Source organism: Pseudomonas sp. GM50 (genome assembly GCF_000282375.1).
GTDB lineage: Bacteria > Pseudomonadota > Gammaproteobacteria > Pseudomonadales > Pseudomonadaceae > Aquipseudomonas.
Genome location: NZ_AKJK01000010.1, coordinates 1 through 24,243, shown reverse-complemented (window position 1 = coordinate 24,243; position 24,243 = coordinate 1). Strand labels below are relative to the sequence as shown.

Annotated in this window: 14 protein-coding genes and 1 pseudogene; 4 read left to right on the top strand and 11 right to left on the bottom strand. The window is 59.9% G+C overall.

Annotated elements, in window-relative coordinates; all coding sequences use genetic code 11:
- Positions 1–84: 84 nt before the first annotated feature.
- From PMI30_RS26835 to PMI30_RS26850, 4 genes are all read right to left on the bottom strand, one after another.
- A complete protein-coding gene (locus PMI30_RS26835; RefSeq protein ID WP_008005713.1) occupies positions 85–1,266 on the bottom strand; it encodes a PepSY-associated TM helix domain-containing protein in 1,182 nt (393 codons plus the stop codon).
- Positions 1,267–1,337: 71 nt separating this feature from the next.
- Positions 1,338–3,839, bottom strand: coding sequence for a TonB-dependent siderophore receptor (locus tag PMI30_RS26840; RefSeq protein ID WP_008005711.1), 2,502 nt, complete (start codon positions 3,837–3,839; stop codon positions 1,338–1,340).
- An 88-nt stretch (positions 3,840–3,927) separates the two neighbouring features.
- On the bottom strand, positions 3,928–4,941 hold the full coding sequence (locus PMI30_RS26845; protein ID WP_008005710.1) for a FecR domain-containing protein: 1,014 nt from the start codon (positions 4,939–4,941) through the stop codon (positions 3,928–3,930).
- Positions 4,941–5,441: a sigma-70 family RNA polymerase sigma factor gene (locus PMI30_RS26850; RefSeq protein ID WP_008005709.1), complete on the bottom strand. Its 501-nt coding sequence runs from the start codon at positions 5,439–5,441 to the stop codon at positions 4,941–4,943. The genes PMI30_RS26845 and PMI30_RS26850 overlap by 1 nt, the downstream gene beginning before the upstream one ends.
- A 303-nt stretch (positions 5,442–5,744) precedes the next feature.
- On the opposite strand from PMI30_RS26850, the gene PMI30_RS26855 reads away from it, so the two are divergent.
- Entirely contained in the window at positions 5,745–7,625 is a 1,881-nt protein-coding gene (locus PMI30_RS26855; protein WP_008005708.1) for a methyl-accepting chemotaxis protein, read from the top strand.
- A gap of 155 nt (positions 7,626–7,780) precedes the next feature.
- Here PMI30_RS26855 and PMI30_RS26860 read toward each other — a convergent pair whose 3' ends face one another.
- From PMI30_RS26860 to PMI30_RS26880, 5 genes are all read right to left on the bottom strand, one after another.
- Entirely contained in the window at positions 7,781–8,251 is a 471-nt protein-coding gene (locus PMI30_RS26860) for an SRPBCC family protein (RefSeq protein WP_008005707.1), read from the bottom strand.
- Positions 8,252–8,280: 29 nt separating this feature from the next.
- Positions 8,281–11,712: a non-ribosomal peptide synthetase gene (locus PMI30_RS26865; protein WP_008005706.1), complete on the bottom strand. Its 3,432-nt coding sequence runs from the start codon at positions 11,710–11,712 to the stop codon at positions 8,281–8,283.
- Positions 11,713–11,722: 10 nt separating this feature from the next.
- Entirely contained in the window at positions 11,723–12,655 is a 933-nt protein-coding gene (locus PMI30_RS26870) for a diiron oxygenase (protein WP_008005705.1), read from the bottom strand.
- A complete protein-coding gene (locus PMI30_RS26875; RefSeq protein ID WP_008005700.1) occupies positions 12,652–13,428 on the bottom strand; it encodes a DUF3050 domain-containing protein in 777 nt (258 codons plus the stop codon). The genes PMI30_RS26870 and PMI30_RS26875 overlap by 4 nt, the downstream gene beginning before the upstream one ends.
- A 684-nt stretch (positions 13,429–14,112) precedes the next feature.
- On the bottom strand, positions 14,113–14,805 hold the full coding sequence (locus tag PMI30_RS26880; RefSeq protein WP_008005698.1) for a GntR family transcriptional regulator: 693 nt from the start codon (positions 14,803–14,805) through the stop codon (positions 14,113–14,115).
- Between the two features lie 263 nt (positions 14,806–15,068).
- Between PMI30_RS26880 and lapG the strand changes: the two genes are divergently transcribed.
- The 3 genes from lapG (at position 15,069) to PMI30_RS26895 (ending at position 18,470) form a co-directional block, all read left to right on the top strand.
- Positions 15,069–15,761, top strand: a complete 693-nt coding sequence (gene lapG / locus PMI30_RS26885; RefSeq protein WP_008005696.1) for a cysteine protease LapG — start codon at positions 15,069–15,071, stop codon at positions 15,759–15,761.
- Positions 15,762–15,775: 14 nt separating this feature from the next.
- The gene (lapD, locus tag PMI30_RS26890; RefSeq protein ID WP_008005695.1) at positions 15,776–17,722 is read left to right on the top strand and encodes a cyclic di-GMP receptor LapD; all 1,947 of its coding nucleotides are present in this window, start codon (positions 15,776–15,778) and stop codon (positions 17,720–17,722) included.
- A gap of 475 nt (positions 17,723–18,197) precedes the next feature.
- Positions 18,198–18,470: a DUF6124 family protein gene (locus tag PMI30_RS26895; protein ID WP_008005693.1), complete on the top strand. Its 273-nt coding sequence runs from the start codon at positions 18,198–18,200 to the stop codon at positions 18,468–18,470.
- Between the two features lie 155 nt (positions 18,471–18,625).
- Here the strand turns inward: PMI30_RS26895 and PMI30_RS26900 are convergent, their stop codons facing one another.
- Positions 18,626–18,964 carry a hypothetical protein gene (locus PMI30_RS26900; protein ID WP_008005691.1) on the bottom strand — a complete coding sequence of 113 codons (339 nt, stop codon included), beginning with the start codon at positions 18,962–18,964 and terminating at the stop codon, positions 18,626–18,628.
- Positions 18,965–19,111: 147 nt separating this feature from the next.
- A pseudogene (locus PMI30_RS26905) lies at positions 19,112–24,243 on the bottom strand (LapA family giant adhesin); the annotation flags it as partial.

The following is a 24,243-nucleotide window of genomic DNA, read 5'->3' as shown; positions in this document are numbered from 1 at the left end:
AAGATTGAATTCCGAAACCCCTGTCTGCTTATGCAGACAGGGGTTTTGTCTTTCTGGGCTATAGAAACTTCAATCCGGAACGGGTCAGATCCAGGTCTTGCGTGCCTTGCTACTCCTTCGAGCCAGCAATTTGCGCAACCAGATATAGATTCCCGTCACCGACAGTACCGCAATCAAAACCCCCAACAACGCGATCATCACTTGCCCGGTGAGCCCAATGATCCGCCCTCCGTGTATCGGCAATTGCAGCCGATGAAAACGCTCCCCCAAGGTGCCTTGGCCTGCGATTTCCTGTCCCAGTAAACGCCCGTCCGTGCCATGGAAGAACAGCCAGGACTTTCCATGGGCCTCGGTATCATGTTGCCCAAACCCTGCCCCATAAAAGTTGTACTCAAAGCTGTAATACAACTCCCCGATCGCAGGTGTTAGCCCCAGCCTTTGCCCTTCCTGCAACGCACGTTCATAAGCCTGTTGATAACTCAGCCGCGTAACCCCCAGCTCCTCGGCAGGCATTCGTCCACGGGCCTCGTAAACGCTCGGCTCAATCGGCGAAAACAGTGAAACGGCAGGCTTGAACACCTGGCTCGGCAGGTTCATGGCAACACTGCTGACAGCGATCGGTAGCAGCAATAACCAAAGCCACAAACCACCGGCCCGATGCAGGTCAAAGTTCAGCCGATAGGCATGCCCGCCTTTGATCTTCCAGGCCGTCGACCACTTCTTCCAGAATGGTTTCCTTCGTGGAAGCGTCAGCCAAAGCGCGATGAAACAATCGACAACCCAGGCGATCGCGACCAGTCCCATTAACAACAATCCCCAGTTATTCGGCAGAACCAGGTTGTAGTGGAATTCAAGAATGAACGGGATGAAGTTCTCCCGCTGAAAGCAGCATTCTCCCCAGTACCGCTGCCCTTTCTGCTCGCCATTGAGCGGGTCCAGATAGAACACCTGATTGGGCTCGGCAAAAGGTTTTCCGGTCGCAGGATCATTGCGCGGTACAGCAGCCAGCAATGCGGTATGACCCTGTTCTGACGGGTACTCCATGTACCAGACTTGTAGTCTCGGATGCTCCGCTTGCAGCTTGTCGACCAAGGCTCCAGGTGGCAAACGCTGACCGTCGGCAGACGCTGCATAGAACCCCGGATTGAGCCATTCATCCAGCTCATGATTGAACGCCAGAATGCTGCCGGTAAGCCCCGCCATCAGCAGAAACAACGCGGTCGCCAAACCGATGTAGCGATGAAGTAAAACCAGAAATGCACGCATGGAATTTTCCTGCAGAGACGATAAAGCCAGCCCCTGGATTCAGGGGCTGGCTTTTTTTGGATAACAAGTCGTTAGAACTGGTAGCTCACGGTAGCGGCGACGTTGCGCTCTTCACCCATGTAGCAGAAGTTCAGGCTGGCACAGGAGGCCACATAGGACTCGTTGGTAAGGTTGTTCGCATTCAGACGTACGTCCACGCCCTTCAAACCTACCTTGCCCAGGTCATAGCCGACAGAAGCATCGAACAATGTGTAGGACGGCACCTTCAGGGTGTTTTCCGCATCGGCCCAGCTGTAACCGACGTAACGCACGCCGCCACCCAGACGCAGACCATCAAGCGCTGCGCTGTCGAACGTGTAGTCCGCCCACACCGAGGCCATATGACGTGGCGCCTGAGTCGGCGAGTTGCCCTTGTTCTCGATTACGTCGGTTGCGGTGCTCAACGTACTGATCATCGACTTCGAATACTCGATGTCGGTGAAGGTGTAGCTGCCGAGCACTTTCAGGTTATCGGTCAGCTGCATGTGCGCTTCCAGTTCCAGACCTTGGGAGCGGACGGCGCCTACAGCGCGATAGAAGTTTTCCTGCGGCAGTTTGGTCGCCAGGTTTTCCTGATCGATGCGGAACAGCGACGCCGTGAACAAGTTGTCGGTGCCCGGCGGCTGGTACTTCAGGCCCACTTCCCACTGGGTGCCATCGGTCGGTGCCAGAGGATTGCCGGCGCTGTCGGCGTAGGAGTTCGGGTTGAACGACTCGGAGTAGCTGATGTACGGCGCAATACCGTTATCGAACAGATACAACGCCCCGGCTCGGCCTGTCAGCTTGGTGCGTTTGTCACTGATTTCCGTGCCCACAGGGCGTTCCGCTTCAGCCAGCCGATTTTCATCGGAGGTTTCGACCCAGTCCTGACGCAGGCCCAAAGAGAAGCGCCATTTATCCATCTCGATCAGGTCTTGCAGGTAGACGCCGGTCTGTTCCAGGCGACGCAGATAACTGGTCGGGGTATAGAAGTCGATGGCTGAATTGCCGTATACCGGATTGAACGCATCGATCGGCGCAAGACCGCCACTGGTCCAGTCGACGACCGTCTTGCGCCGCTGGTAGTCCGCGCCCATCAGCACGGTGTGTTTGGTTGCGCCGGTGAAGAACTCGGCTTGCAGCATGTTATCGACGATAAAGGCGCGGAGCTTTTCGTCGCCGCCGGTGTAATAGCGGTTCAACTCGTTACTGGTGGGTGTGGTCCAGCCATAGGCGTAAACCTGATCGATCTTCACCTTGGAGTCGAGATAACGAAAGTTCTGCCGCGTGGTGAAGACGTCGTTGAAACGGTGTTCGAACTGATAACCGAAGGACTGTTGATCACGCTGGAAACCATCAACGCCCGGCTCGCCTTCGAAGAAGTTGGGGGAGATCCGATTGCCATTGCGCTGATGGATCGTGCCATCGGCCGGGACGCCGCCGTGATAGCCGCCGTCGGGATCGTGTTGCAGATAGGCTTGTAGCGTTAGCGAGGTATCTTCGGTGAAGTCGATGCTCACCGTCGGCGCCAGGGCGAAGCGCTTTTCCTTATTGTGGTCGAACTGTGTGTCGGACTGATCCGCCAACCCTGTCAGGCGATAGGCAATACGCTTGTCATCATCCACCGGCCCGCTGAAGTCGAAACCCATGCCGCGTTGGCCTTGAGTGCCCACCGTGGCCTGAACCTGATGATAGGGCTCATACAACGGTTTCTTGCTGGTCAACGCCACCAGCCCGCCTGGCGAGCTGCGACCATAGAGCACCGATGACGGCCCTTTGAGGATATCGACTCGTTCCAGGAAATATGGGTCCACCTGCATGGTGCTGTAGGTGCCGCTGTCGCCCATGGATTTGAGGCCGTCGAGATAAATATTATCCACCGAGCCGTCGTTGAAACCGCGCATCGCCACGTAGTCATAACGGTGGGTCGCGCCGTAAGGATTGGTCAGCACGCCCGGTGTGTAGCGCATCGCCTGGGACACGGTTTGCGAGCCTTGGTCGTCCATTTGATCGCGGGTCACCACGGACACGCTTTGCGAGGTTTCCAGCAGTGCGGTACTGGTCTTGGTGGCGATCTGGCTGTGCGTTGCGTTGTAGCCATCCATGCTGCCCAGCGCATTGCCCAGGGCGAAGCCTTTGATGTCGGTGGTGGGCAGCGCCAGGGCTTCGGTTTCAGCAACGGGCCGCAGCACATAGCTGCTGCCATCCTGACTGACGGCCACAAGCCCTGTGCCATTGAGCAAATGACTCAACGCCTGATCCGCCGAATAGTCGCCTTGTAGTCCCGGCGATTGAAGGCCCTGAGTTTGAGCCGGAGTCGTCGACAGCGTGATGCCCGCCTGACGCGCGAATTGGTTGAGCACATCGCTCAAGGGGCCTGCGGCGATGTTGTAGCGGTGGCTACTGGCTTCGCTGCCCTGTGCTGCAACGCCAAGTGTCGGCAGCAGGCCGACACCCAATGCGGTGGAGAACAGTGCCGCGCGGATGGCGTGGCGCAAGACGCCTGATTCCGCGGCGAAAGGGAGAGGGTTCTTACTGATGGCGCGCACAGTCATTGTAGGTTTCCGTAGGAAGTCGCTGAAGGCAGAGTTGAAGTGCTTACTGACTAAGCCGGACTTGTTCGGAAAACCCGCCAAAAATAATTCAGGCCTGTCGTTCCAGCGTCACCCACCAGCGCGTGCGATAGCGCAGTTGCACCGGCAGGGTTTGCGGCAGGATGGCCAGCAATTTGTCGGTGTCTTCAAGACGGAAAACCCCGGACAGCCGCAAGTTGGCAATGTCGGCCGTGCAGGTCAGATAGCCGGGACGGTAACGCCCGACTTCATTAATGAAATCCCCGAGACGCATGTTGCGGGTGACGATCAGGCCGTCGACCCAGGCGCCGGCATCCATGTCTTGAGGCGGTGCCAACTGTGCGTGACTTCGATCGATCAGATAACTCTGCCCGGCCTGCACCTGAATCGGCAGGCCATCGGCGGCCCGTGGCGAATGGATTGCGACCACGCCGCTGGTGACGCTGAGCCGCGTGCAGTCGGCGTCCTGACGAACGATAAAGCGCGCCGCCACACTTTCGAACACACCGTGACGGCTTTGCACCCGCAACGGTCGATCAAGCGAAACCCCTTCACTTGCCATGCCGCACGTCACGACGATCTCGCCACGAGTCAGTTTGATCAGGCGCTGCTGCGCGGTGTAGTCCAGGTCCACCGCGCTGGCGGTATTGAGCTCCAGACGCGTGCCATCCGGTAACTGGAAACCGCGTCGCTCGCCCGTGGCGGTGGCGAAGTCGGCAGTCCACTGTTGCCAGCCGATCACGTCCTTGCCCAACCACGCCGCCGAACCCATCAGCAACGCGCCCGACAGCAGCTTCAATGCCTGGCGCCGACCCAATCCCTGCGCGCTGTTTTCCAAAGTGTTGAAAGCGACTTGAGCCCCGGGCACCGCGCGCAAATTACTGCTCAACTCGGCTTGCAGGGACTGCACCCGTTGCCAGGCCAGTTCGTGCTCATGGTGCTCGGCCCGCCAGACGTCGCATTGCTGGCGCAGTCTGGAGTTGGCCGCGTTGTTACGCAGACGCAGCAACCAATGGATGGCTTGTTTAACCACCTGCTGATGAGGCTCGCCGCGGCGATTCAGCGCTGAGTTATCCACAGGCATCACGCTTCATACCGCAGCACGTAACAGTGATACAGCGCGTCGGCCACATAGCGTTCCACTGAGCGTAGGGATAATCCCATGTGTTCGGCGATCTGCTTGTGGGTAAGTCCTTCGCACTGGGCCAGCAGAAATGCCTGACGCACTTTCGGCTTCAGGCCTTCAAGCATGCGGGCGATGCTTTCCAGCAATTCGAGCACCAATGCCCGTGCCTCGGCGCTCGGGGTTTCGGCCTCGGGCAAATGGGCGATGGTTTCCAGGTACGCGCGCTCGATTTCCTCACGGCGCCAGTGGTCGATCACCAGGCCACGGGCGATGGTTCGCAGAAAGGCGCGGGGGGCCTTGAGCTCCAGGCGTTCGGTTCTTTGCAGCAGCCGGACGAACGTGTCCTGAGCCAGATCCGCCGCATCGGCCGCATTGCCCAACCGAGCGCGCAACCATGTGTTGAGCCAACCGTGATGGCTGCTGTAAAGCGCCTGTACTGCAAACTCAGGTGAGGACATGAACGCAACAGCCCGAACGTCACAAATGATAATTAGTCGCATTGTCATCAAGGGTCGGGAAATTTGCAACTGCCGTTCATGCAACCCTCACTAAACACTGCGGCGTGGACGCTCTAGCACACCGTTCGGCGGTTATCCGACGGGTTTCGTACAAACCCCTAAGATTTCTCCCTCTCGTGCCGACAAGACTGGTGAGACATGCGTGCACCAAAGTAGAGCGGCCCCAGAATGCCGTCTGCGCGGTTACATGGAATGTTGCAACCCGGAACGCATCCCCACTTTTTGCATAAGAAGTCCCATGATATGAATCTCAAGTTCAGCCATAAAATCCTGCTGGCCGCTTCAGGCGTCGTGGTGCTGGCTTTTGCGTTGTTCACTTTGTACAACGACTATCTGCAGCGAAACACCATCCGACAAAACCTCGAGTCATCCGTTGAGCAAGCCGGCGAGCTGACCGCCAGCAGCGTGCAGAACTGGATGAGCGGCCGCGTGCTGGTCCTGGAAAACCTCGCGCAGAACGTCGCTCATCAAGGCGCCAATGCCGATCTGCCGGGATTGGTCGATCAACCCGCCCTCACCTCGAACTTCCAGTTCACCTACGTCGGGCAGGCCAATGGTGTGTTCACCCAGCGCCCCGACGCGAAGATGCCGGACGGCTACGATCCGCGTCAGCGGCCTTGGTACAAGCAAGCTGTGGTCGCCGACAAGACCATGCTGACCCCGCCTTACATGGCAGCGGTCGGCGGGTTGGTGGTGACCATCGCCATGCCGGTGAAAAAGCAAGGCGAACTGCTGGGCGTTGTAGGCGGTGACCTGAGTCTGGAAACCCTGGTGAAGATCATCAACTCAGTGGACTTCGGTGGTATCGGTCACGCGTTCCTCGTCAGCGCCGACGGTCAGGTGATCGTCAGCCCGGACAAGGATCAGGTGATGAAGAACCTGAAAGACATCTATCCGGGTTCCAGTGTCCGCATCGGGAAAGGCATTCAGGAAGTAGAACTGAACAAGCAGGACCGCATCCTCTCGTTCACGCCGGTGAGTGGTTTGCCCAATGCCGAGTGGTACATCGGTCTGTCGATCGACAAGGCCAAGGCCTACGCACCACTGAGCCAGTTCCGCACCTCCGCGCTGATCGCGATGTTCATCGCCGTGACCGCCATTGCAGTGCTGCTGAGTCTGCTGATCAGCGTGCTGATGCGTCCGCTGACCACGATGGGTCGTGCGATGCAGGACATCGCTCAGGGCGAGGGCGACCTGACCCGTCGTCTGGTCGTAGAAAGCAAAGATGAGTTCGGCGAGTTGGGTGGTTCCTTCAACCAGTTCGTGGAGCGGATTCACGCGTCGATTTGCGAAGTGTCCTCGGCGACCCGTCAGGTTCATGACCTGTCGCAACGGGTGATGGCATCGTCCAACGCTTCGATCATCGGCTCCGACGAACAAAGCGCCCGCACCAACAGCGTGGCCGCGGCAATCAACCAATTGGGCGCCGCCACCCAGGAAATCGCCCGCAACGCCGCCGATGCTTCGCAACACGCCAGCGGCGCGAGCGAGCAGGCCGATGACGGTCGTCAGGTGGTGGAAAAAACTATCTTGGCCATGACCGAGCTGTCGCAGAAAATCAGCCTGTCCTGCACGCAGATCGAAACCCTGAACGCGAGCACCGACAACATCGGGCACATTCTCGATGTGATCAAAGGCATCTCCCAGCAGACCAATTTGCTGGCGCTCAACGCGGCCATCGAAGCGGCCCGTGCCGGTGAGGCCGGTCGTGGCTTTGCGGTGGTGGCGGACGAGGTGCGTAACCTTGCTCATCGCACCCAGGAATCGGCGGAAGAGATCCACAAGATGATCAGCTCGCTGCAGATCGGTTCTCGCGAAGCGGTGACCACGATGAATGCCAGTCAGGCATCCAGCGAGCAGAGCGTCGAAGTGGCGAACCAGGCCGGCCTGCGTCTGGTCAGCGTGACCCAGCGCATCGGCGAAATCGACGGCATGAATCAGTCGGTGGCCGCAGCGACCGAAGAGCAGACCGCCGTGGTGGAAACCCTCAACGTCGACGTCAACCAGATCAACCTGCTGAACCAGCAGAGCGTGGCCAACCTTAATGAAACATTGAAGGATTGCGATGCGTTGTCTCAGCAGGCCAATCGGTTGAAGCAGTTGGTTGATAGTTTCAAGATCTGATTCAAATCAGTTCTACCGCGTTATCGTTCAATCGCGAGCAGGCTCGCTCCCACATAGAGTTTTCCGTGATCACAACATTTGTGAACAACCGAGAACCCCTGTGGGAGCGAGCCTGCTCGCGATAGCGGTGTACCAGTCACCGCTGAACTGAAGCCTTACACAAACAGCTTCAACACATTCCCCATCGCATCATCGGCAAACCCCTGAAGGAAATCCTTGAACCCCGGCAGGGCTTGCTCACCGCCCTGAGCCGGTTCGGCGATGATGGTCCAGATTGCCCGCGACTTGTCTGCGCCGATGGATTCCACCCTCATCGCCGCCCACAAATTGCCGATGCCCAAGGTGTTGTAGACGAGGGTCCAGGTCATGTTCAGTGCCTGGTCGTCCCGAGAGTTGAGCTGCTCGACCACCAGGTGGTTGTCGTCCTTGAAGAATTTCTTGCGCAGCGACGACACGCCTTCGCCCGTCATCTCGATGTGCGACAGCGCCGGAATGAATCGATCGAAGCCGGCAAAGTTACCGACCACCGCCCAGACCTGTGCCGCATCGGCCGGTACGTCCACCGAAGACACAACGTGGCAGCCGTGAGGATTTTTGATCAGGGTATCGGGTTGCAGAGTATTCATGGTTTTGCTCCGTGCAGGGTTAGGGTGAATCAGATGAAGTTGATTTCTTTGAGGTAGTCGCAGCCGCGTCGCAGCAGTGCCGGGGATTTTTCCGGGTAATGCGCGCCCATCTGCCGTACGCCCGCTTGGGCGTTGTCGTGGCCGATCATCGAGATGTCGCCGATGTCTTCTTCGAAGCCGTTGAGGTAGAAACCGAGCACGCCAAACAGCGCGTTGTCACTGTCGACCCGACCCAGTTGCTGCTGCCAGTCAGCGACGCTGACCATGGCGAACTCCCGGCCGGCCTCGCGAAATGACGCTACGTAGCAATCCCAGCTCAGGGGCTCGGGGTTGTGCAGGTTGAACACCGCTTTTTCGGCCTGGTAACGGCTGGCGTGGAAGGCGATGAAACGGGCAAGAAAATCCACCGGCATCAGGTCAAAGTTCAGCGCGAACTCGGGCACCTGACCGAGCTGGATCGAGCCTTTGAGCATCAACATCAAGCGATTCTTGTGGGGCTGGCAGACGCCAGTGAGGCTGTTGAAACTGATGTTGCCGGGGCGAAAAAGATTGACCCGCACCCCACGCTCCCGCGCCCGTTCGAGGATCCGCTCGCCGACCCATTTGGACAGGTTGTAGCCATTCTTGATGTAGATCGGCGGTGTCTGCGCGGCGGGCAATTCCAGAACCCGGCCATCGTCGGAGATCGTGCTGGACGCCGAGAGTGTCGAGACGAAGTTGAAGATCTTCTTGCTGCGCCCTTCACACAGGCGCAGGCACTCGAAAATCGGCTCGACGTTATCCCGCGCCAACGACTCGTAATCGAGGACGTGATTAACGTTGGCGGCGTTGTGCACCAATGCGCCGAAGGTGCGGTCTATGCGCGTGTAAACGTCGTCCGGCAAACCCAATTGCGGTTGGGTGATGTCGGCGGCGTAAACGCTGACCCGACTCAGGTCCAGGTGGGTGAGACGGTTATCCCGCAGGGCCTGGGCGAAACGTTCGGCCGCGCTTTGTCCGCCGGATTCGCGCACCAGGCACGCGACCTCGGTGGCGCCCCAGGCCAGCAAAGCCTCGACGATATGTACCCCGAGAAAACTGTTGGCACCGGTCACCAGCACCTTATGCACGTCACCGCACTGGCTGATCGGCAGCGGATCGAGGTTGAGTTCGGCTGCAGCATCGATGAAGGCTTTGGGGCTGAGGGGCGATGCATCGCTTTGCTCGGGCCCCTCGAGCAGTTTCGCAAGAGTGAGCAGCGTGGGCGCTTCGATGAAGCGATTGATCGACAGACTGCGGCCGAACGCCTGGCGGATGCTCAGCAGCAGCTGTGACAGCAGGATCGAATGCCCGCCCAGGTTGAAGAAGCTCTCGTCGGTGGCAATGTCCTCGACCGGCAGCTCAAGCAACTCGGACCACAGCTGGCGCAACTGCATCTGCAGCGGGGTCTGCGGCTGGCGCCGCTGGCTAGCGACTTGGGCCTGTATTGATGTCGCGAGCAGAGCCCGGCGATCGACCTTGCCGTTGCTGGTGAAGGGCAGGTGCGGCAGTTCAATGTAGGCGCCGGGGTGCATGTAACCGGGCAGCGCGTTTTGCACATGCTCGCGCAAGGCTGGCAGGGCGTTACCGGGCCGGTCATTCCTGGGGTGAACCAGGTACGCCAGGATGCGCCGCCGCTCATCGATCACCACCGCCACCTGGCGAAACAGATGGCTGTCGCGCAGGCACTGCTCGATTTCCTCGGGCTCGACCCGAAAGCCTCGGATCTTCACCTGGTTATCACGACGGCCACTCAGTTCGATCCCCTCGTCGGTCCACTGGCCGATATCACCGGTGCGATAAACGCGCAGCCTTTGCCCGTCGGGCAGCGTCAGGTTGAGGTAGCGCGCCGCGGTCAGCGCCGGATCGTTCAGATAACCCAGGCCGACGCCCGGCCCGGCGATATACAGCTCGCCGGGTGTGCCTTGGGGCACTGGTTGCAGTTGCTCATCCAGGATCAGCAGCTGGCTATTGGCGATGGGTACGCCGAGATTGCGATTGCTGTCACCGACGCAAAATTGCCGTGTTGTGGCTAACACTGTGGTTTCGGTCGGGCCATAAATATTGTGGAATCGACATTGTGGTGCGAGCTGTTCAATCACGAACGGCTCGCAGACATCGCCGCCGGTAATCAAGTGCTCAAGGCCCAGCGGTGTTTCCAGCGGCATGACGCTCAGCAGCGCCGGCGGCAGGAAGGCGTGGGTCACTTGCTGCCCGCGAATCAACTCGACCAATTGCTGTGGATCGCGGCGCTGGTCGTCGCTGGGCACCACCAGTCGCGCGCCTTGGATAAAAGCCGGCAGGATATCCAGCAGCGACGCGTCGAAATTGATGGTGGAAAACTGCAACGCCCGACTGCTGCGCTGCAACCCCACGTGGTCGGCGTACCAGGCACAGAAATGGCTGAGGTTGCGATGGCTGAGCAACACGCCTTTGGGCTGGCCGGTGGTGCCCGAGGTGTAGATCGCCACGGCGGGTTCGTCGATGTTCCCCGTGCGGCGGATCAGTGAGGCCGGGAGGCCGGGCTTGAGCAAAGGCAGCCGGCGGACGTCCAGCGTCGGCAACGACACGTCGCCCAGATCGCTGTCGCCGTCATGCAACAGCAGGTCCGCGTTGGCGCTCTCCAGGATGAAGCGCCGACGTTGCGCCGGATGCTGCGGGTCCAGCGGCAGGTACACCGCACCGCAACCGAGCACCGCCAGAATCGCCGCGTACAGTTGCGGCGACTTGGGCAGGCTCACGCCGATTACCACCGGGCGGTCGGTTGCGCCGCGATGGCGCAGCACGTCCAGCATCGGTTGTTGCAAGCTCAGCGCCAGGCTGCGTAAGGACTTGTAATCGACGAGCAAGCCATCGACCCACAGGGCCGGTTGCGTCGCGTCATCGAGCATGCGCTGCTCAATGCCATGCATCACTGGCACTTGGGCGGCGGCCAGCAGCCCAAGTGCCGCAGGCGCATTGAGGCGGTGCTCGAAGGCCAGCATCTCCAGTGCATCAAGCCCATGCAATAGTGGGTCGGCAGCGCCGACCTCTACCGTGGACCAGTGATCGAAACAGGTCTCGTCCCGAGAGAGCTGGCTGACCAGCCGTGCGCCGCTTTCGACTACTGCTGCCAGTGTGCGCAGGCGCAGGGACTGGCCGTTGCCGCAGCTTTCAGGAGCGATAACCTGCCGCCATAACAGTCGCTGCGCACCGTCGCGAAAAATCACCACCGGCTGCGGCAACACCTCATTCGGCAGGTCATCAAGTGCCACGCGTACCTCCAGGCGAAATCGGGCCTGGAGGGCGCAAGGCGCCGTCCCGTCGTCGATTAACAAATCCACCGGACCGTGACTGGCCGGCGATTCAAGACGCACGACAGCATGGCCGTGCAGTTCAAGTTCAAGGGTCAGATCAGCCATTGCCTGGCTGCTGCCAGACACTGCAATTTCAAGGCGTCTCATGGGCGGATCCTCAAGGAGTCAGGTAATCGGCCAGGGCATCGCGCACGCAGGGGGACGCGAGCATCGAGCTGCTGCGAAAGAAGCGCGTGATATTGCCCACCAGCGGATGAAATCGATTGATGGGATAAGTCAGCGCACTGGCGTCTTCGCGCAGTGACTGGCGCACCGATTCGTCGACGGACAGGTGGGCGATCAGCTCGAAATCGAACGCCCGCTGCAGATCGCTCGCCAAGTACTGGGCGATGAACCCCGGCATCAATCGCGCAATCGCATGGCGGTCCTCTTCGGGGGCGGTGCTCCAGTAAATCTGCACCAGCCGCGTCCAGAAACCGGCGTGACGCCCCTCGTCCATAAGGTGGTCGGCCATCAAACCCTTGATCGAAGCCTTGACCGAATCGTCCCGGGCGAAGGCAGCCACTTCATGGGTCACGGTGTTTTCGGCAATGGCGATGCAGATCAGCTCTACGGCGCTGAGCAGGTGTTCCGGTGCCTGGGCCAGCGTCGCCGGTATCGCGCGGCTGAGTTCGATCTGCATTGGCAGCGGGATCGGTGCGATGCCGGTCATATCGATGGTCTGCTGCATGAAGTCCATCGCCACCAGTGCGTGGTAATCCTCGTCCACCACGACCGTCATCGCGTCGTAGCGGCAGGCGAACGGGAACTCAATGCCGAAGCTGTTCTTGGCGATGCGGCGGGCAGTGTTGTCCACCAGCTCAGTCTCGAAAATCACGACGTCGTTGATGAACTTGTAAAGGCTCTGCACCAGCACAAAATCGCGCAACTGCGGACAGTGACTGAGAAAGGTCTGGCTATGCACCAGGGGCTGGCGGCTCATGGGAAAGATCAGCTTGTCGTCGTCTTCGACCCGGCGCCGTGGTCGGGTGCGGATCGTGGCGCGGCTTTCCCAGGCGTCAGCGAAGGATTGGTAGTGGACGGCGTTCATGGCGTCACCTGCGCAACCGGTTGGGCCATGCTCTGACGCAAGCCGTCCCACAGTGCGATACGGCTGTCGACGGCGGCGAGAGCAGCGGCGAGGACATCGGTTTCGCGTTGCGGATCGCCATTGATCAGACGCGCCAGCAGTTTTTCCGCCGCCGGGCCGTGGTCTTCGGAATCGACTTCAATATGCCGTTGCAGGTAGTAACGAAACGTCGGGGCTTGATCCAGGCCAATACCCCAGGCGTCCAGCATGCGCTGGAACATCTGCGGAATGACGCTCTCGCGACCATGCACGAACGCGGCAGCCACACTGTGCGCCGGGGCGTGCAGGGCGGTGTGCAGGGTCTGGCGGACGAACTCTGCCGCCGCCGGTTCGACCTCGACACTGTCCAGCGCGGTCTGGGGGCTTACGCCTTCCTGCTGCAGCGTGATGAATCGCTTGATAGCCCGGGTGTCCGCGCCGACCTCCTGCATGGCATCCAGATACAATTCGAAGTGACTGCAAAACCCTGCTCCGGGGCGGTCATCCGACTCCTCGCCCAGCACGATTTCGTTGATCAGGCGTGCAGCCTGCGGGTCCGCCGGCGGTAGCCAAGGCAGGTGCACACAGGTCAACTCCCGTTGCAGGCGTTTGGTCAGCGACATGAAGTCCCACACCGCGAAAACATGGCTTTCCATAAAACGGCGCAATAGATTGATTGATGTTATTTCGGAAAAAACCGGGTGTTGGCCAAGTTCGCGTTTTTTCAGAAAAAGTTGTTCGCTGGTTGATTGCATTGGAACGTCCTCATCAATGATGTTCTCGGCAAGGGTCCCCGCTTTTTTATATAGATGAGCGGGTGCCTGAACCGAAGTCCATGTAATACCTAAGTTGCTTAAGTGTTCGCCTTGAATGCGTTGTGTTGCTCTGTAAGCCTTTCTCGTTAAGCCTTTAAGCAATCAGAAACAGTCGATAACGGCTCGACGAAGAAAAAATTAATACACGGGACAAGTAGTCGGCAAGCGTTTTTTTATTTATTTAAAGTTGAGGTATTTATTGGGCGCGAGGAAGTTTATTAAAACTTCTGATGTAAGTTTTATTTGGACGAAGAGGCTCCTTCCGATTGTATTTATCAGAATTTAATAGTTTGAGTGAATGCCTCACTCGGAGCACTTCAGGGAACGGGAAATTAAGAAGTTGATGTTTTATGGGCGGGACGTCGGTCGGACCTCCGATCGTCCCGCCTGTTGGGCGACGCTCCTTGCGTAATGGCTTCGATTCGCCTGTTTTACAGCCAGGCGCTGACTTCTTTTGGCCTGTTTGAATCGACAAATGCAAGAGTGAGCCTAAATCAATGGCAGTGCCATTGAACTGATGGCAGCGACGGCCGCGGACACGGCTTCGCCGCGCCAGGCAAGAGCGGAGATGGGGAGGGAGAATGTGTAAGAAAGTGATACGCCAGTCAGGTCACCGGCGAACGGTCAACGGTTCGGCTGTTGTTCCAGATACCGACGCATGGTGGCGGAGGCTTTTTCCAGGTGACGCTCCAGCAAGGCAGTCGCTTTATCGATGTCTTTGGCCCTCGCGGCCTCGAGCAGGGCGCGATGGTCGTCTTGGGTGAGTTTACCCAGCCCCATGGACGACAGATGAAAGCGCAGGAAGCGCTCTTCTTCATTGAGTTCCCGCTCGATCAAGTCCAGGAGCTTGCGGTTAGGCGCCTTGTGGTAAAGCGACATGTGAAACAGCCGATTGAGCTTGCCGATTTCAGAGTAATCGGTTTGCGCTTCCAGTTGCTCGATGCACTGGGCCGACAGCGCCAGGTCGTTGGCATCGAGCAGCGGAATGGACAAGCGCAAAGCGAAAGACTCCAGGACCGAGCGCAAGGCGTAGGTCTCGACCGCATCGTTGTTGATCAGCGGGGCCACCACGGCGCCCTTGTGCTGGACCACATTGAGCAGTGATTGTGCCTCCAGTTGGCGCAATGCCTCGCGCACCGGCATGCGGCTCACGCCAAACAGGTCAGCCAATTCCTGCTGGCGCAGAGCAGTGCCCCAAGGCAGGCGACCGTCGAGAATGGCCGCGCGCAGGGTTTCTTCGATCACCGAGCGTGCCAGATGAGCGGGAATTGGCCCGTTGACCTTGATGCTGCTGAGAGGGTTGGGCTTTTTTGTCACAACAAACGCACCCCGACTGGCTGAAAAATCTGGATCCAAATGGACACTAGTGACTGCCTGACGGGTTGTCAAACGATCAAAATAGAGCAGTCTTCGCCAGCTCGGATTTCGGCGCAGGAGCTGCCGACGGCTGCGATCTCTTTCTATTGCACCCGCTCTATAAAGTTTAGCGTGTCGCCAGTGATCTCACCGTGCCATTGTCTTTTAGCAGGCTAACCTTCACCATCAAGCGCTTTCCACCTGCCTGATCTGGATGCCTCGCATTGGCGGTACGTTTCGCGATCCCTCGGACTTTGCGCTGGCTAGGCTGCGCACTGCTGCTGGCCGGCGCCATGCTGGGCGGGCTGCATGCCGATTGGGATTTTTCGCTGATCAGCCGTCGCGCGCAGGCGTTGTACGGGCCATTGGGTGAAGGGCGGCAGCGCATCGATGCCTGGCAGCAGTTGCTGGCCACGCAAAAGCAGGTCGGCGAGCTGGAACAGCTCAACGTGGTCAACCGGTTCTTCAACAAGCAGATGCGCTACGAAGAAGACATCGACCTGTGGCACGAGGTCGATTATTGGGAAACGCCGATCGAAGCCTTGTGGAAAGGCGCCGGCGACTGCGAAGACTACGCTATCGCCAAGTATTTCAGCCTGCGCCATCTCGGTGTCTCCAGTGACAAGCTGCGCATCACCTACGTCAAGGCTTTGCGCCTGAACCGCGCGCACATGGTCCTGACCTACTATTCGAGCCCCGAGGCCATGCCGTTGGTGCTCGACAGCCTGATCGACGCGATCAAGCCCGCCAACCAGCGAACCGATTTGCTGCCGGTCTACTCTTTCAATGCCGAAGGGCTGTGGCTGCCGGGTGCCAAGGGCAACAAAAAGGTCGGAGACACCAAACGCCTGTCCCGCTGGCAGGATGTGTTGAAGAAAATGCAGGCCGAAGGTTTTCCGGTCGAGACGACTAACTAGGAGCACGCGCTCAGATGTCTTTGTTCAAACAGCTGTTGATCGCTATCTGTCTGTTCCTGGTGGTCGCCTTCACCGGCAGCTTCATGGTCAGTCTGGAAAGCTCGCGTACCCAGTACGTCAACCAGTTGCGCTCCCACGCCCAGGACGCAGCCACAGCGTTGGCGCTGTCCCTGACGCCGAACATCGACGACCCGGCGATGGTCGAGTTGCTGGTCAGTTCGATCTTCGACAGCGGTTATTACGCGAGCATCCGTGTGGTCGATCTGGCCAACGACAAGACGATTGTCGAGCGCAGCGGCATCCCGGCGGTCACTAACGTACCGGACTGGTTCGTCAAACTGATCGGCCTGGAACCGGCCGGTGGTGACGCCCTTGTCAGCCGAGGCTGGGAGCAGGCCGCGCGGGTCGAGGTGGTCAGCCATCCGATGTTCGCGTTGGCCAAGTTGTGGCAGAGCGCGTTGGGCAGCCTCGGCTGGTTGCTGATCTGCGGTGCGGTGAGTGCGGTGCTGGGCGCGCTGTTGCTGCGCCGGCAACTGAAGCCGCTGGATTACATGGTCAAGCAATCCCACGCCATTGCTCGTCGCGAATTCCTCAGCCTGCCGGAACTACCGCGTACCCCGGAACTGCGCCGGGTGGTGCAGGCGATGAACCAGATGGTCGAGAAGCTCAAGGCACTGTTCCAGGAGCAGGCCGAACGCAGTGAAAAACTGCGGGCCGAGTCCTATCAGGACAACCTGACCGGCCTGGCCAACCGGCGCTATTTCGAAATGCAATTGAACGCGCGAGTAAGCAATGCCGAGCAGGCCAGTTCCGGCTATTTGCTGCTGCTGCGGGTCAAGGACCTGGCTGGTTTGAACCAGCGGCTGGGTGGTCAGCGCACCGATGAATTGTTGAAAGCGGTGGGCGAGCAGTTGTCCCGGGAGTGCGCCAAGTACCCGGAAACCCAGAACCTCGTCACGCGCATTCGTGGCGGTGAGTTCGCCGTGCTGGCGCCGGGGCTGGTGCGCGAAGAAGCGCTGCAACTGGCGAGTAACCTCGACAGCGCCTTGGCGAGCCTGCATGCGACGGGCGCCACGGACGTGGCGTCGGTGGCCTCGATCGGGCTGGCGCCGTTTGCCCATGGCGACTCGCCGCAAGCAGTGATCGGGTTGGCGGATCAGGCGTTGGCCCAGGCGGAAAGTCAGGGCGAACCGAGCTGGGCGTGCCTCGATCACAGTGCATCGGCCCGGGTTGGCGATGACCACCATGCCTGGCACACCTTGCTGGATCAGGCGTTGGATCAGCAGCGTTTCGAGCTGTACTTCCAGCCGGTGGTGGCCAGCCACGACACGCAGGTGGTGCTGCATTACAAAGTGCTGTCGCGCCTGCTCGATGAGCAGGACCAGACCATTCCCGCCGGGCGTTTCCTGCCGTGGCTCGAGCGTTTCGGCTGGACCGCGCGGCTGGACCGTTTGATGCTGGAGCTGGTGCTTGAGCAGATGGCCGACCATGAAGAGTCGCTGGCACTGAACCTGTCTTCGGCGACACTGGCGGATCCGCAGGCGCTGAACGCGGTGTTCGAGATACTGCGTCAGCATTCAAATCTCGGGGAACGACTGACCCTGGAAATCGGCGAAGAGCAATTGCCCGAGCAAGCGGTGCTGGAGCAACTGACGCGACGTTTGCGCGAACTTGGGTTCTCGCTGAGTCTGCAACGTTTTGGCGGGCGCTTCAGCATGATCGGCAACCTGGCGCGGCTGGGGTTGGCGTATCTGAAGATCGACGGCAGTTACATCCGGGCGATTGATCAGGAGAGTGACAAGCGTCTGTTCATCGAGGCGATTCAGCGGGCGGCGCATAGCATTGATTTGCCGCTGATTGCCGAGCGGGTCGAGACCGAAGGGGAGCTGTCGGTGATTCGTGAGATGGGGTTGTATGGGGTTCAGGGGCAGCTCTTTGGTGAGCCTAGGCCTTGGCAGTGAGGCTTTTGAGTTAAGTCGTCAGTGAATCCGTCTTCGCGGGCAAGCCTCGCTCCTACAGGGCGGATGACAACGCACCATCGCGTGAACCACAACCCCCGTAGGAGCGAGGCTTGCCCGCGAAGGCGTCAGCACAGGCGGCAGAAAAATCTGATGGCAAGATCCTAGGAGATTTCCTTCAAGTTGTAGCGGTTTTGGTGAACTTGTTTTGGCCAAAACTCAGGGCTAGTCTGGCCTTGTCACTGAATAATCGGTGACACGGACGTGCAAGTCCGACCAAACTGTTTAGGTAGCGTGCTGCCATTCCTCTCAATGAGCATTTCGATGTTCACTGCTTTATGGCGGCTGCGCGCAGGAGATCCTCGGATCTGCTGGGTGTCCTAAACAGTCCCGGTCTTGCACACCTGCGCACGGCCGCCACCCTATTCGCGTGCAAGCGAACGGTGACGGCTCCAACTTACTGTTTAGGGTATTTCTTATGTTCAAAGTAACTCCAAATCCGCCTGAGCCCCGCAAAGGCCGCCTCTTCACCGTCTCCCCCGACATCGACACCGAAGCCCTTCTGGCCAACGCCTCCGAAGACCTGCTCTCCATCAGCGCCATCGCCGCCGACCTGGCGGACGATGTGGAAGGCTCACGGCGCTCAGTCGCCTTGGCGCTTAGCCGAATGGCCGATGGCGTGCAATTGTTGGTGGAACGGGCGCTGGATCACCTTGAGTCGCCGCAGATGCAGGCTCGGGCCGAGGTTTAGCAGGTTGGAACGGTGGTGAGTTGAAGATCGCCTTCGCGAGCAAGCCCGCTCCCACACTGGATTTGTGTCGAACCGCAATCATGCGATCAACACAGAACTCATGTGGGAGCGGGCTTGCTCGCGAAGGCGCCAGTGCAGGCGCCGACGAAGGGGCGTTAGATCAACCCCGTCTCATCATCATCGATCAACTGGCTCAACCCGCCCAACGCTTCACGGGCCTGGGTCCGGTCCATCAGCTTGGCTTGCGCGGCGGCCGGCAGGTCGGTGACGCGGATCACGCCTTTTTGGGTCAGCACCTGAATCAAGTCGTCGAGTACCCGGATCATTTCCAGGTCGCTCTGCTTGAGCTGCTTGAGGCTGGTTTCAACCACCTCGTGGGCATACCAGGCCTGGATTTCATGGTGATCGGCCGGCAGCGTTTCCGTGGCCTCGGCGTAGGCCGTGGCTTCCACGCGCACCAACTGACCTTGCGCATCGCGTTGCACGTAAAACATTGAGCATCCCTCGGAAATGGACCAGCGTCATGCTGTCAGCAGCATAGGCCAACGCAGGCGAGTATGCGGTGCGACGACGAAATCGTCACCCGTGAGGTGGACGCAAACGTGACGGCCGCCCGGTCTGGGCGGCCGTCAGTTCGCGGATCAGCTGTTGTTGTGATCGATCTTGATGGTCGGATCACTGCCGGCGATCAACGAGTTGATGCTGGCGCTGGACCAATTGTTACCTTCCAGTTTGATCGTCACGTCCGGGGTGGCCGCTGCGGCGTCGGCGCCGTTGAACTTGCCGCCAGAGCTGACTTGCAGGGACGACACGCCGTCCACGGTGGTGATTTTCAGGAAGTTGTCGATGGTGCTGCCGCTTTCGCCCTGCAATAGATCACGCAGGTCGATGCGATCGCCTTCGCTGGCCTTGAAGTCCTTGATCACGTCGCTGCCGGTATCGCCAGCCTTCCAGATGAAGGTGTCCGCACCCGAACCGCCAATCAGAATGTCGTTGCCTTGACCACCGATCAACGAGTCATTGCCGCTGCCGCCGAGCAGGATGTCATTGCCCTTGCCGCCGTCGAGCAGGTCGTTGCCACCCTGGCCGAAGAGAATGTCGTTGCCCGCGCCACCCAGCAGCGTGTCGTTACCGTCGTGGGCGCCAGATACGTCGAACTCGGTGTAGTGCTCGGTGATGTACTGGTGCACGTTGCTGGTGGTGACTTTGCTGACGTCGACGCCGGTCTGCTGGGCCACGAACGCCTGCATGGCCTGATAACCCTCGCCGGCAATGCCATTGAAGCTCACCAGATCGCCGAACAGCAGGTCGTTGCCGTCGCCGCCGCTGACCGTGTCGGCACCCGGCATTGTCGCTTCGGTATGGCCGATGATCGAGTTGGCCAGGTCTTTCGGGTCGATGTTGGTTTGTGGCGTTTGATCCGAATCGTACGGCTTGAGGTCGCCGAGGGTGACGTCCTTGTTCAGGCCGATCGCTTCTACTGTCGACACGTTGTTTAGCAGTGCAAAACTGTCAGTGGAGTTGTCAATGGCGTTGGAGCCGGTGCTACTGCCGTTGCCATCGCGATAGGACAGCTCGTAGGTGCCGTTACCCTCGGCATGAAGGGTGCCCAGTTCAGAACTGTTCCAGTGCCCCGAGTTTTTCTGAGTCTGCAGCGTGACGTTGCCGGCGCTGTCGATGGTCAGGTAGTGAGTGCTGTCCAGGTAGCCGGAATAAGTCTGCCCCAACTTGTAATTGCTGGTGGTGATGACGTCATCGAGCTTCACATTGCCGTACAAGGTCGGGTTGGTCTGCTCACCGTTCTGGTAGTAGGTCGGCTTGCCGTCGGTGATGAAGTACGTGAGGTTCTTCGCACCGGTGTTGCCAATGGCGTCAGCACTCTGGAACCAGTTGGCCGTGGTTTTGAACACGTCCTCGTAGTTGGTGCCGCCGCCGGACGACATCGAGTCCAGTACCGACTTGAGCAAGGTCAGTGCGTTCGGGTCATTCAGGTTCACCGACACCGACTTGTTGACCTGGGTATCGAAGTCCACCAGGAAGATTTTCACCGTCCCGGAGTTACCGCCCATGCTTTGCTTGAGGGTGTTGAACACCGATGTCAGCGAATCCTTGGCGGCGCTGATCGAAGAAGCGCTCATGCTGCCCGAACTGTCGACCATGAATGCGATGTTGTAGTTGGTGCCCGGCACCACGGTCAGCCCGCCGATGTCCGCGATCATGATGTCGTTGCCATCGGTGCCGGTGATGGTGTCGTCGGCCGCTGTGGCGGTGGTGGCGTTGTAAACCGCCGGGTACACCGTGACCGGGATCTGCGCGGTACTCAGTGCCGAACCGCCTTGGGCTTCGGTGGACGTCGATGTCACGGTCAGGGTGAACTGACCGTTGTAGTACGGCGGCGGAGTAACGGTCAGCGTGCCGAGGTTCCAGCCGGTGACGTTGGCTTCACCGTTGGTGGTGGTGAAGGTGTGGCCCGCGCCATCGCTGAGCACCGAGCCCGCTGGCATGCCGCTGATCTTCACGCTCAGGCTTTCGGAACCGTCGGTATCGGTCAGTGCCGTTTTGATCGCGGACAGGTGAACGCTGGCGCCTTCGGCGCCTTCGTTGAGTTTGTAGCCGTCGTAGTAGCCTTCGCCATTGGTGCCGTGCAGGTCGGACACTGTCACGCCAGAAGCGGCCAGATCCGACACGCCGGTGTACAGCGGCACGCCGGCACTGCTCAGGTCGACCGCCGCGCCGCCGTTGACCGACAGGTTGACGTCATAGCTGCCCGGGCCACTCTGGTTGTGGTGGTAGATGTCCAGGGTGTAGTAACCGCTGGTGGTCGGGGTGTACGAACCGTTCAGGCTGCCGCCTGCGCCCCACGTGGTGGCGGCCACGTTTTTACCGCCGATGGTCACCAACAGGCTGTCGTCACCGGTACCGCTGAAGGTGTACGTCTTGCCGGCTTCGAGGTAAATCAGCCCGGACGTTTTCGAGGCAGTGCCAGCGGTGACGCTGCCGTTGGACTGCACATTGGTCACAGTGCCGCTGGAGTTCGGGGCTCCCGCGCCGTCGATAACCGATTTCAGTGTATCGGTAGCCGCGCCGCTGCCATTGGTGCCGAGGCCCGACAGACCGGTCCAGACTTCCTTGATCAGGCCGGTGGACTTGACGCTGTTGTCCGCGACGCTCAGGGATGGCGCGTCGGCAACCGGTGTGATGTCGATTTTCACCGTGCCGGTGTTGCCCAGCAGTTGACCGTCGGTTGGCTGGAACTTGATCTGCGCGTAGTCCGCCTGTTTGTTGCCCACGCCGGTGCCGCCGTAGCCATCGACGCCCGATTCGTTGGCATCTGGCGTGAAGCGCAACTTGCCGGCGTCGATGTCGGCCTTGCTGACGGTCTGGTTGGTTGCCACGTCTTTCCAGGTCGCACCGTCCAGGTACTGCAACTTGCCGTCGCCCGGCAGCTGAGTGATTTTCACCCCCAGGTTGGCGGTGGGGCTGTCGACATCGCTGACGCCGAAGGTCGACCAGCCGAGGATCAGCGGGGTGTCTTCGGTGCCGGTGACGTTAACCGGTGCGGCGGTCGGCGCGTCGTTCACGGCCACCACGTTGACGGTGGTGGTCGCGGTGTTGGAGTAGTTGCTGCCATCGGTTACCGTCACGGTGATGATCCGCGGCACGGTGCTCGGATCTTCACTGCTGTTGGTGAAGCTGATGTTTTTGATCTGCTGCATGTAATCGGCCAGCGTCGCGTTGCCCGACAGGGTCAGGGTGACCGTGCCGTCCTGGCTGTTGGCGTTGATGCTGATGCCATTGACGCTGTTGCCCAGGTTCAGCGCGTCGCCCGGCTGACGGTTGGTCAGCACGATGGTCGCGCCGGTCAGCATCGTGCTGTCCGGGTCGGTGATTTTCAGGTCGGTGTCGCCGATCGAGACGCCCTGGCCGGTAGTGCCTTCGGTGAAGGTCACGTTGTAGTTGGCCCCGGTGGCGCCGCTGGAGTTGTTGGCGTCCAGGTCGAGGACCGGCGCGGCATCGTTGTCGGTGATCGAGGTGTTGACGCTGCCGTTGGAAGCGCTGACCGCGAGGTTTTCGAAGTTGCCGCCGGTGGCCGAGTCGATCTTGACCACGAAGTTCTCGGTGCCTTCGGTGAGCTTGTCGTCCAGCGTCGCGACGTTGAAGCTCGCACTGCTGGCGCCCGCCGGGATTTTCACGGTGTACACGCCGGTGAAGTCCGAACCGTCGGCGGCGGTGCCGCTGTAGACGATTTTCAGGGTTACTTCGGTCTGCGCCGGGTGAGTCAGGCTGACGGTGTAGCTGGCGGTCTGGCCTTCGGTGACCGAGGTACTGCCGCTGATGCTGACTTCGGTTTTGTCGATCGTGTCGGTGACAGTCGTGACCGCAGCAGTATTGCTGGTGACCAGGTTTTCGAAGTTGCCGCCGGTGGCGCCAGTGATGGTTGCTTCGACGGTGCCGGCGTCTTTGTAGACGTCGTCCTTCGGCGCATCGACAGTCACGGTGCCAGTGGTTTTGCCGGCGTCGATTGTGATCACGGCGCCATTACTCAACGTCACGGTCACCGGAGTGCCGGCGGCGTTGGTCAGGGTCGCGGTGTAAGTGATCTGACTACCTTCGGCGACCGAGTTGGTCGCGCTCAGGCTGAGGTTGGTGGTGTCGACGGTGTCGGTCACGGTGGTGCTGACCGGCGTTTTATCCGCTACCAAGTTCTCGTAGTTGCCGCCGCTGACGCTGGTGATCGAGTTGGTCAGCGGAACATGACCGGTCAATGCGTCGTTCGGTGCGGCGGTGGTCACAGTACCGGTGGTTTTACCGACTTCGATGGTGATCGTCTGACCGTTGGCCAAGGACACGGTGACCGGGCTGCCCGTCACGGGCGCACCGACAGTCGCGGTGTAAGTGACGGTGCCGCCTTCAGTTGCCGAAGCGGTGGCGTTCAGGGTGACGGTCGAGGTGTCGATGGTATCGGTGATGCTGGTTACTGCCGGGGCAGTGCTTGGCACCAGGTTCTCGAAGTTGCCACCGGTGGCGGTGGAGATGGTTGCCTGGACAGTGCCGGCATCTTTGTAGACGTCGTCTTTTGGCGCATCGACGGTTACGGAACCGGTGGTTTTACCTGCTTCGATGGTGATGACGGCGCCGTTGCTCAGGGTCACGGTCACGGGTGTGCCGGCGGCGTTGGTCAAGGTGGCGGTGTAGGTGATCTGGCCGCCTTCATCCATGGTGCCAGTCGCGGTCAGCGACAGGTTGGTGGTGTCCGGAGTATCAGTCACTGAGGTGTCGGCTGATTTGCCGTCGACTTCCAGTTTCTCGTAGTTTCCGCCCTTGGCATCGTCGATCTTCACGCTCAGAGAACCGCCGCCAGCCAGTGCATCGTTCGGCGCGGTGAAGTTGACGCTGGCGCTGCTCGAGCCGACCGGAATGGTGATGGTCTGGCCGTTGGACAGGGTCACGACCACTGGCGAACCGGTGACCGGTGCCGTTACGGATGCGGTGTAAACCACGGTCCCGCCTTCAGCCACAGCGCTGGTCGCAGTGAGGTTCACGGTCGAGGTGTCGATGGTGTCAGTCACGTCAGTGACCGCTGCCGCCGGATTGGTTACCAGGTTTTCAAAGTTGCCACCCGCGGCATCCTTGATGGTCACTTCGACTTGGCCGGCGTCTTTGTAGACATCGTCCTTTGGTGCGTCGACGGTCACGGAGCCGGTAGTCGCACCGGCCGCGATGGTGATGACCGCACCGTTGCTCAACGTGACGGTCACCGGAGTCCCGGCGG

What these genes read in the sequence shown, in the direction of transcription:
- PMI30_RS26895 (WP_008005693.1), top strand. Translation starts at nt 18,198, where the DNA reads ATGTTCAAAGTAACTCCAAATCCGCCTGAGCCCCGCAAAGGCCGCCTC.
- PMI30_RS26840 (WP_008005711.1), bottom strand. Translation starts at nt 3,839, where the DNA reads ATGACTGTGCGCGCCATCAGTAAGAACCCTCTCCCTTTCGCCGCGGAA.
- PMI30_RS26875 (WP_008005700.1), bottom strand. Translation starts at nt 13,428, where the DNA reads ATGCAATCAACCAGCGAACAACTTTTTCTGAAAAAACGCGAACTTGGC.
- PMI30_RS26845 (WP_008005710.1), bottom strand. Translation starts at nt 4,941, where the DNA reads ATGCCTGTGGATAACTCAGCGCTGAATCGCCGCGGCGAGCCTCATCAG.
- lapD (WP_008005695.1), top strand. Translation starts at nt 15,776, where the DNA reads ATGTCTTTGTTCAAACAGCTGTTGATCGCTATCTGTCTGTTCCTGGTG.
- PMI30_RS26870 (WP_008005705.1), bottom strand. Translation starts at nt 12,655, where the DNA reads ATGAACGCCGTCCACTACCAATCCTTCGCTGACGCCTGGGAAAGCCGC.
- PMI30_RS26900 (WP_008005691.1), bottom strand. Translation starts at nt 18,964, where the DNA reads ATGTTTTACGTGCAACGCGATGCGCAAGGTCAGTTGGTGCGCGTGGAA.
- PMI30_RS26860 (WP_008005707.1), bottom strand. Translation starts at nt 8,251, where the DNA reads ATGAATACTCTGCAACCCGATACCCTGATCAAAAATCCTCACGGCTGC.
- PMI30_RS26850 (WP_008005709.1), bottom strand. Translation starts at nt 5,441, where the DNA reads ATGTCCTCACCTGAGTTTGCAGTACAGGCGCTTTACAGCAGCCATCAC.
- PMI30_RS26865 (WP_008005706.1), bottom strand. Translation starts at nt 11,712, where the DNA reads ATGAGACGCCTTGAAATTGCAGTGTCTGGCAGCAGCCAGGCAATGGCT.
- PMI30_RS26855 (WP_008005708.1), top strand. Translation starts at nt 5,745, where the DNA reads ATGAATCTCAAGTTCAGCCATAAAATCCTGCTGGCCGCTTCAGGCGTC.
- PMI30_RS26835 (WP_008005713.1), bottom strand. Translation starts at nt 1,266, where the DNA reads ATGCGTGCATTTCTGGTTTTACTTCATCGCTACATCGGTTTGGCGACC.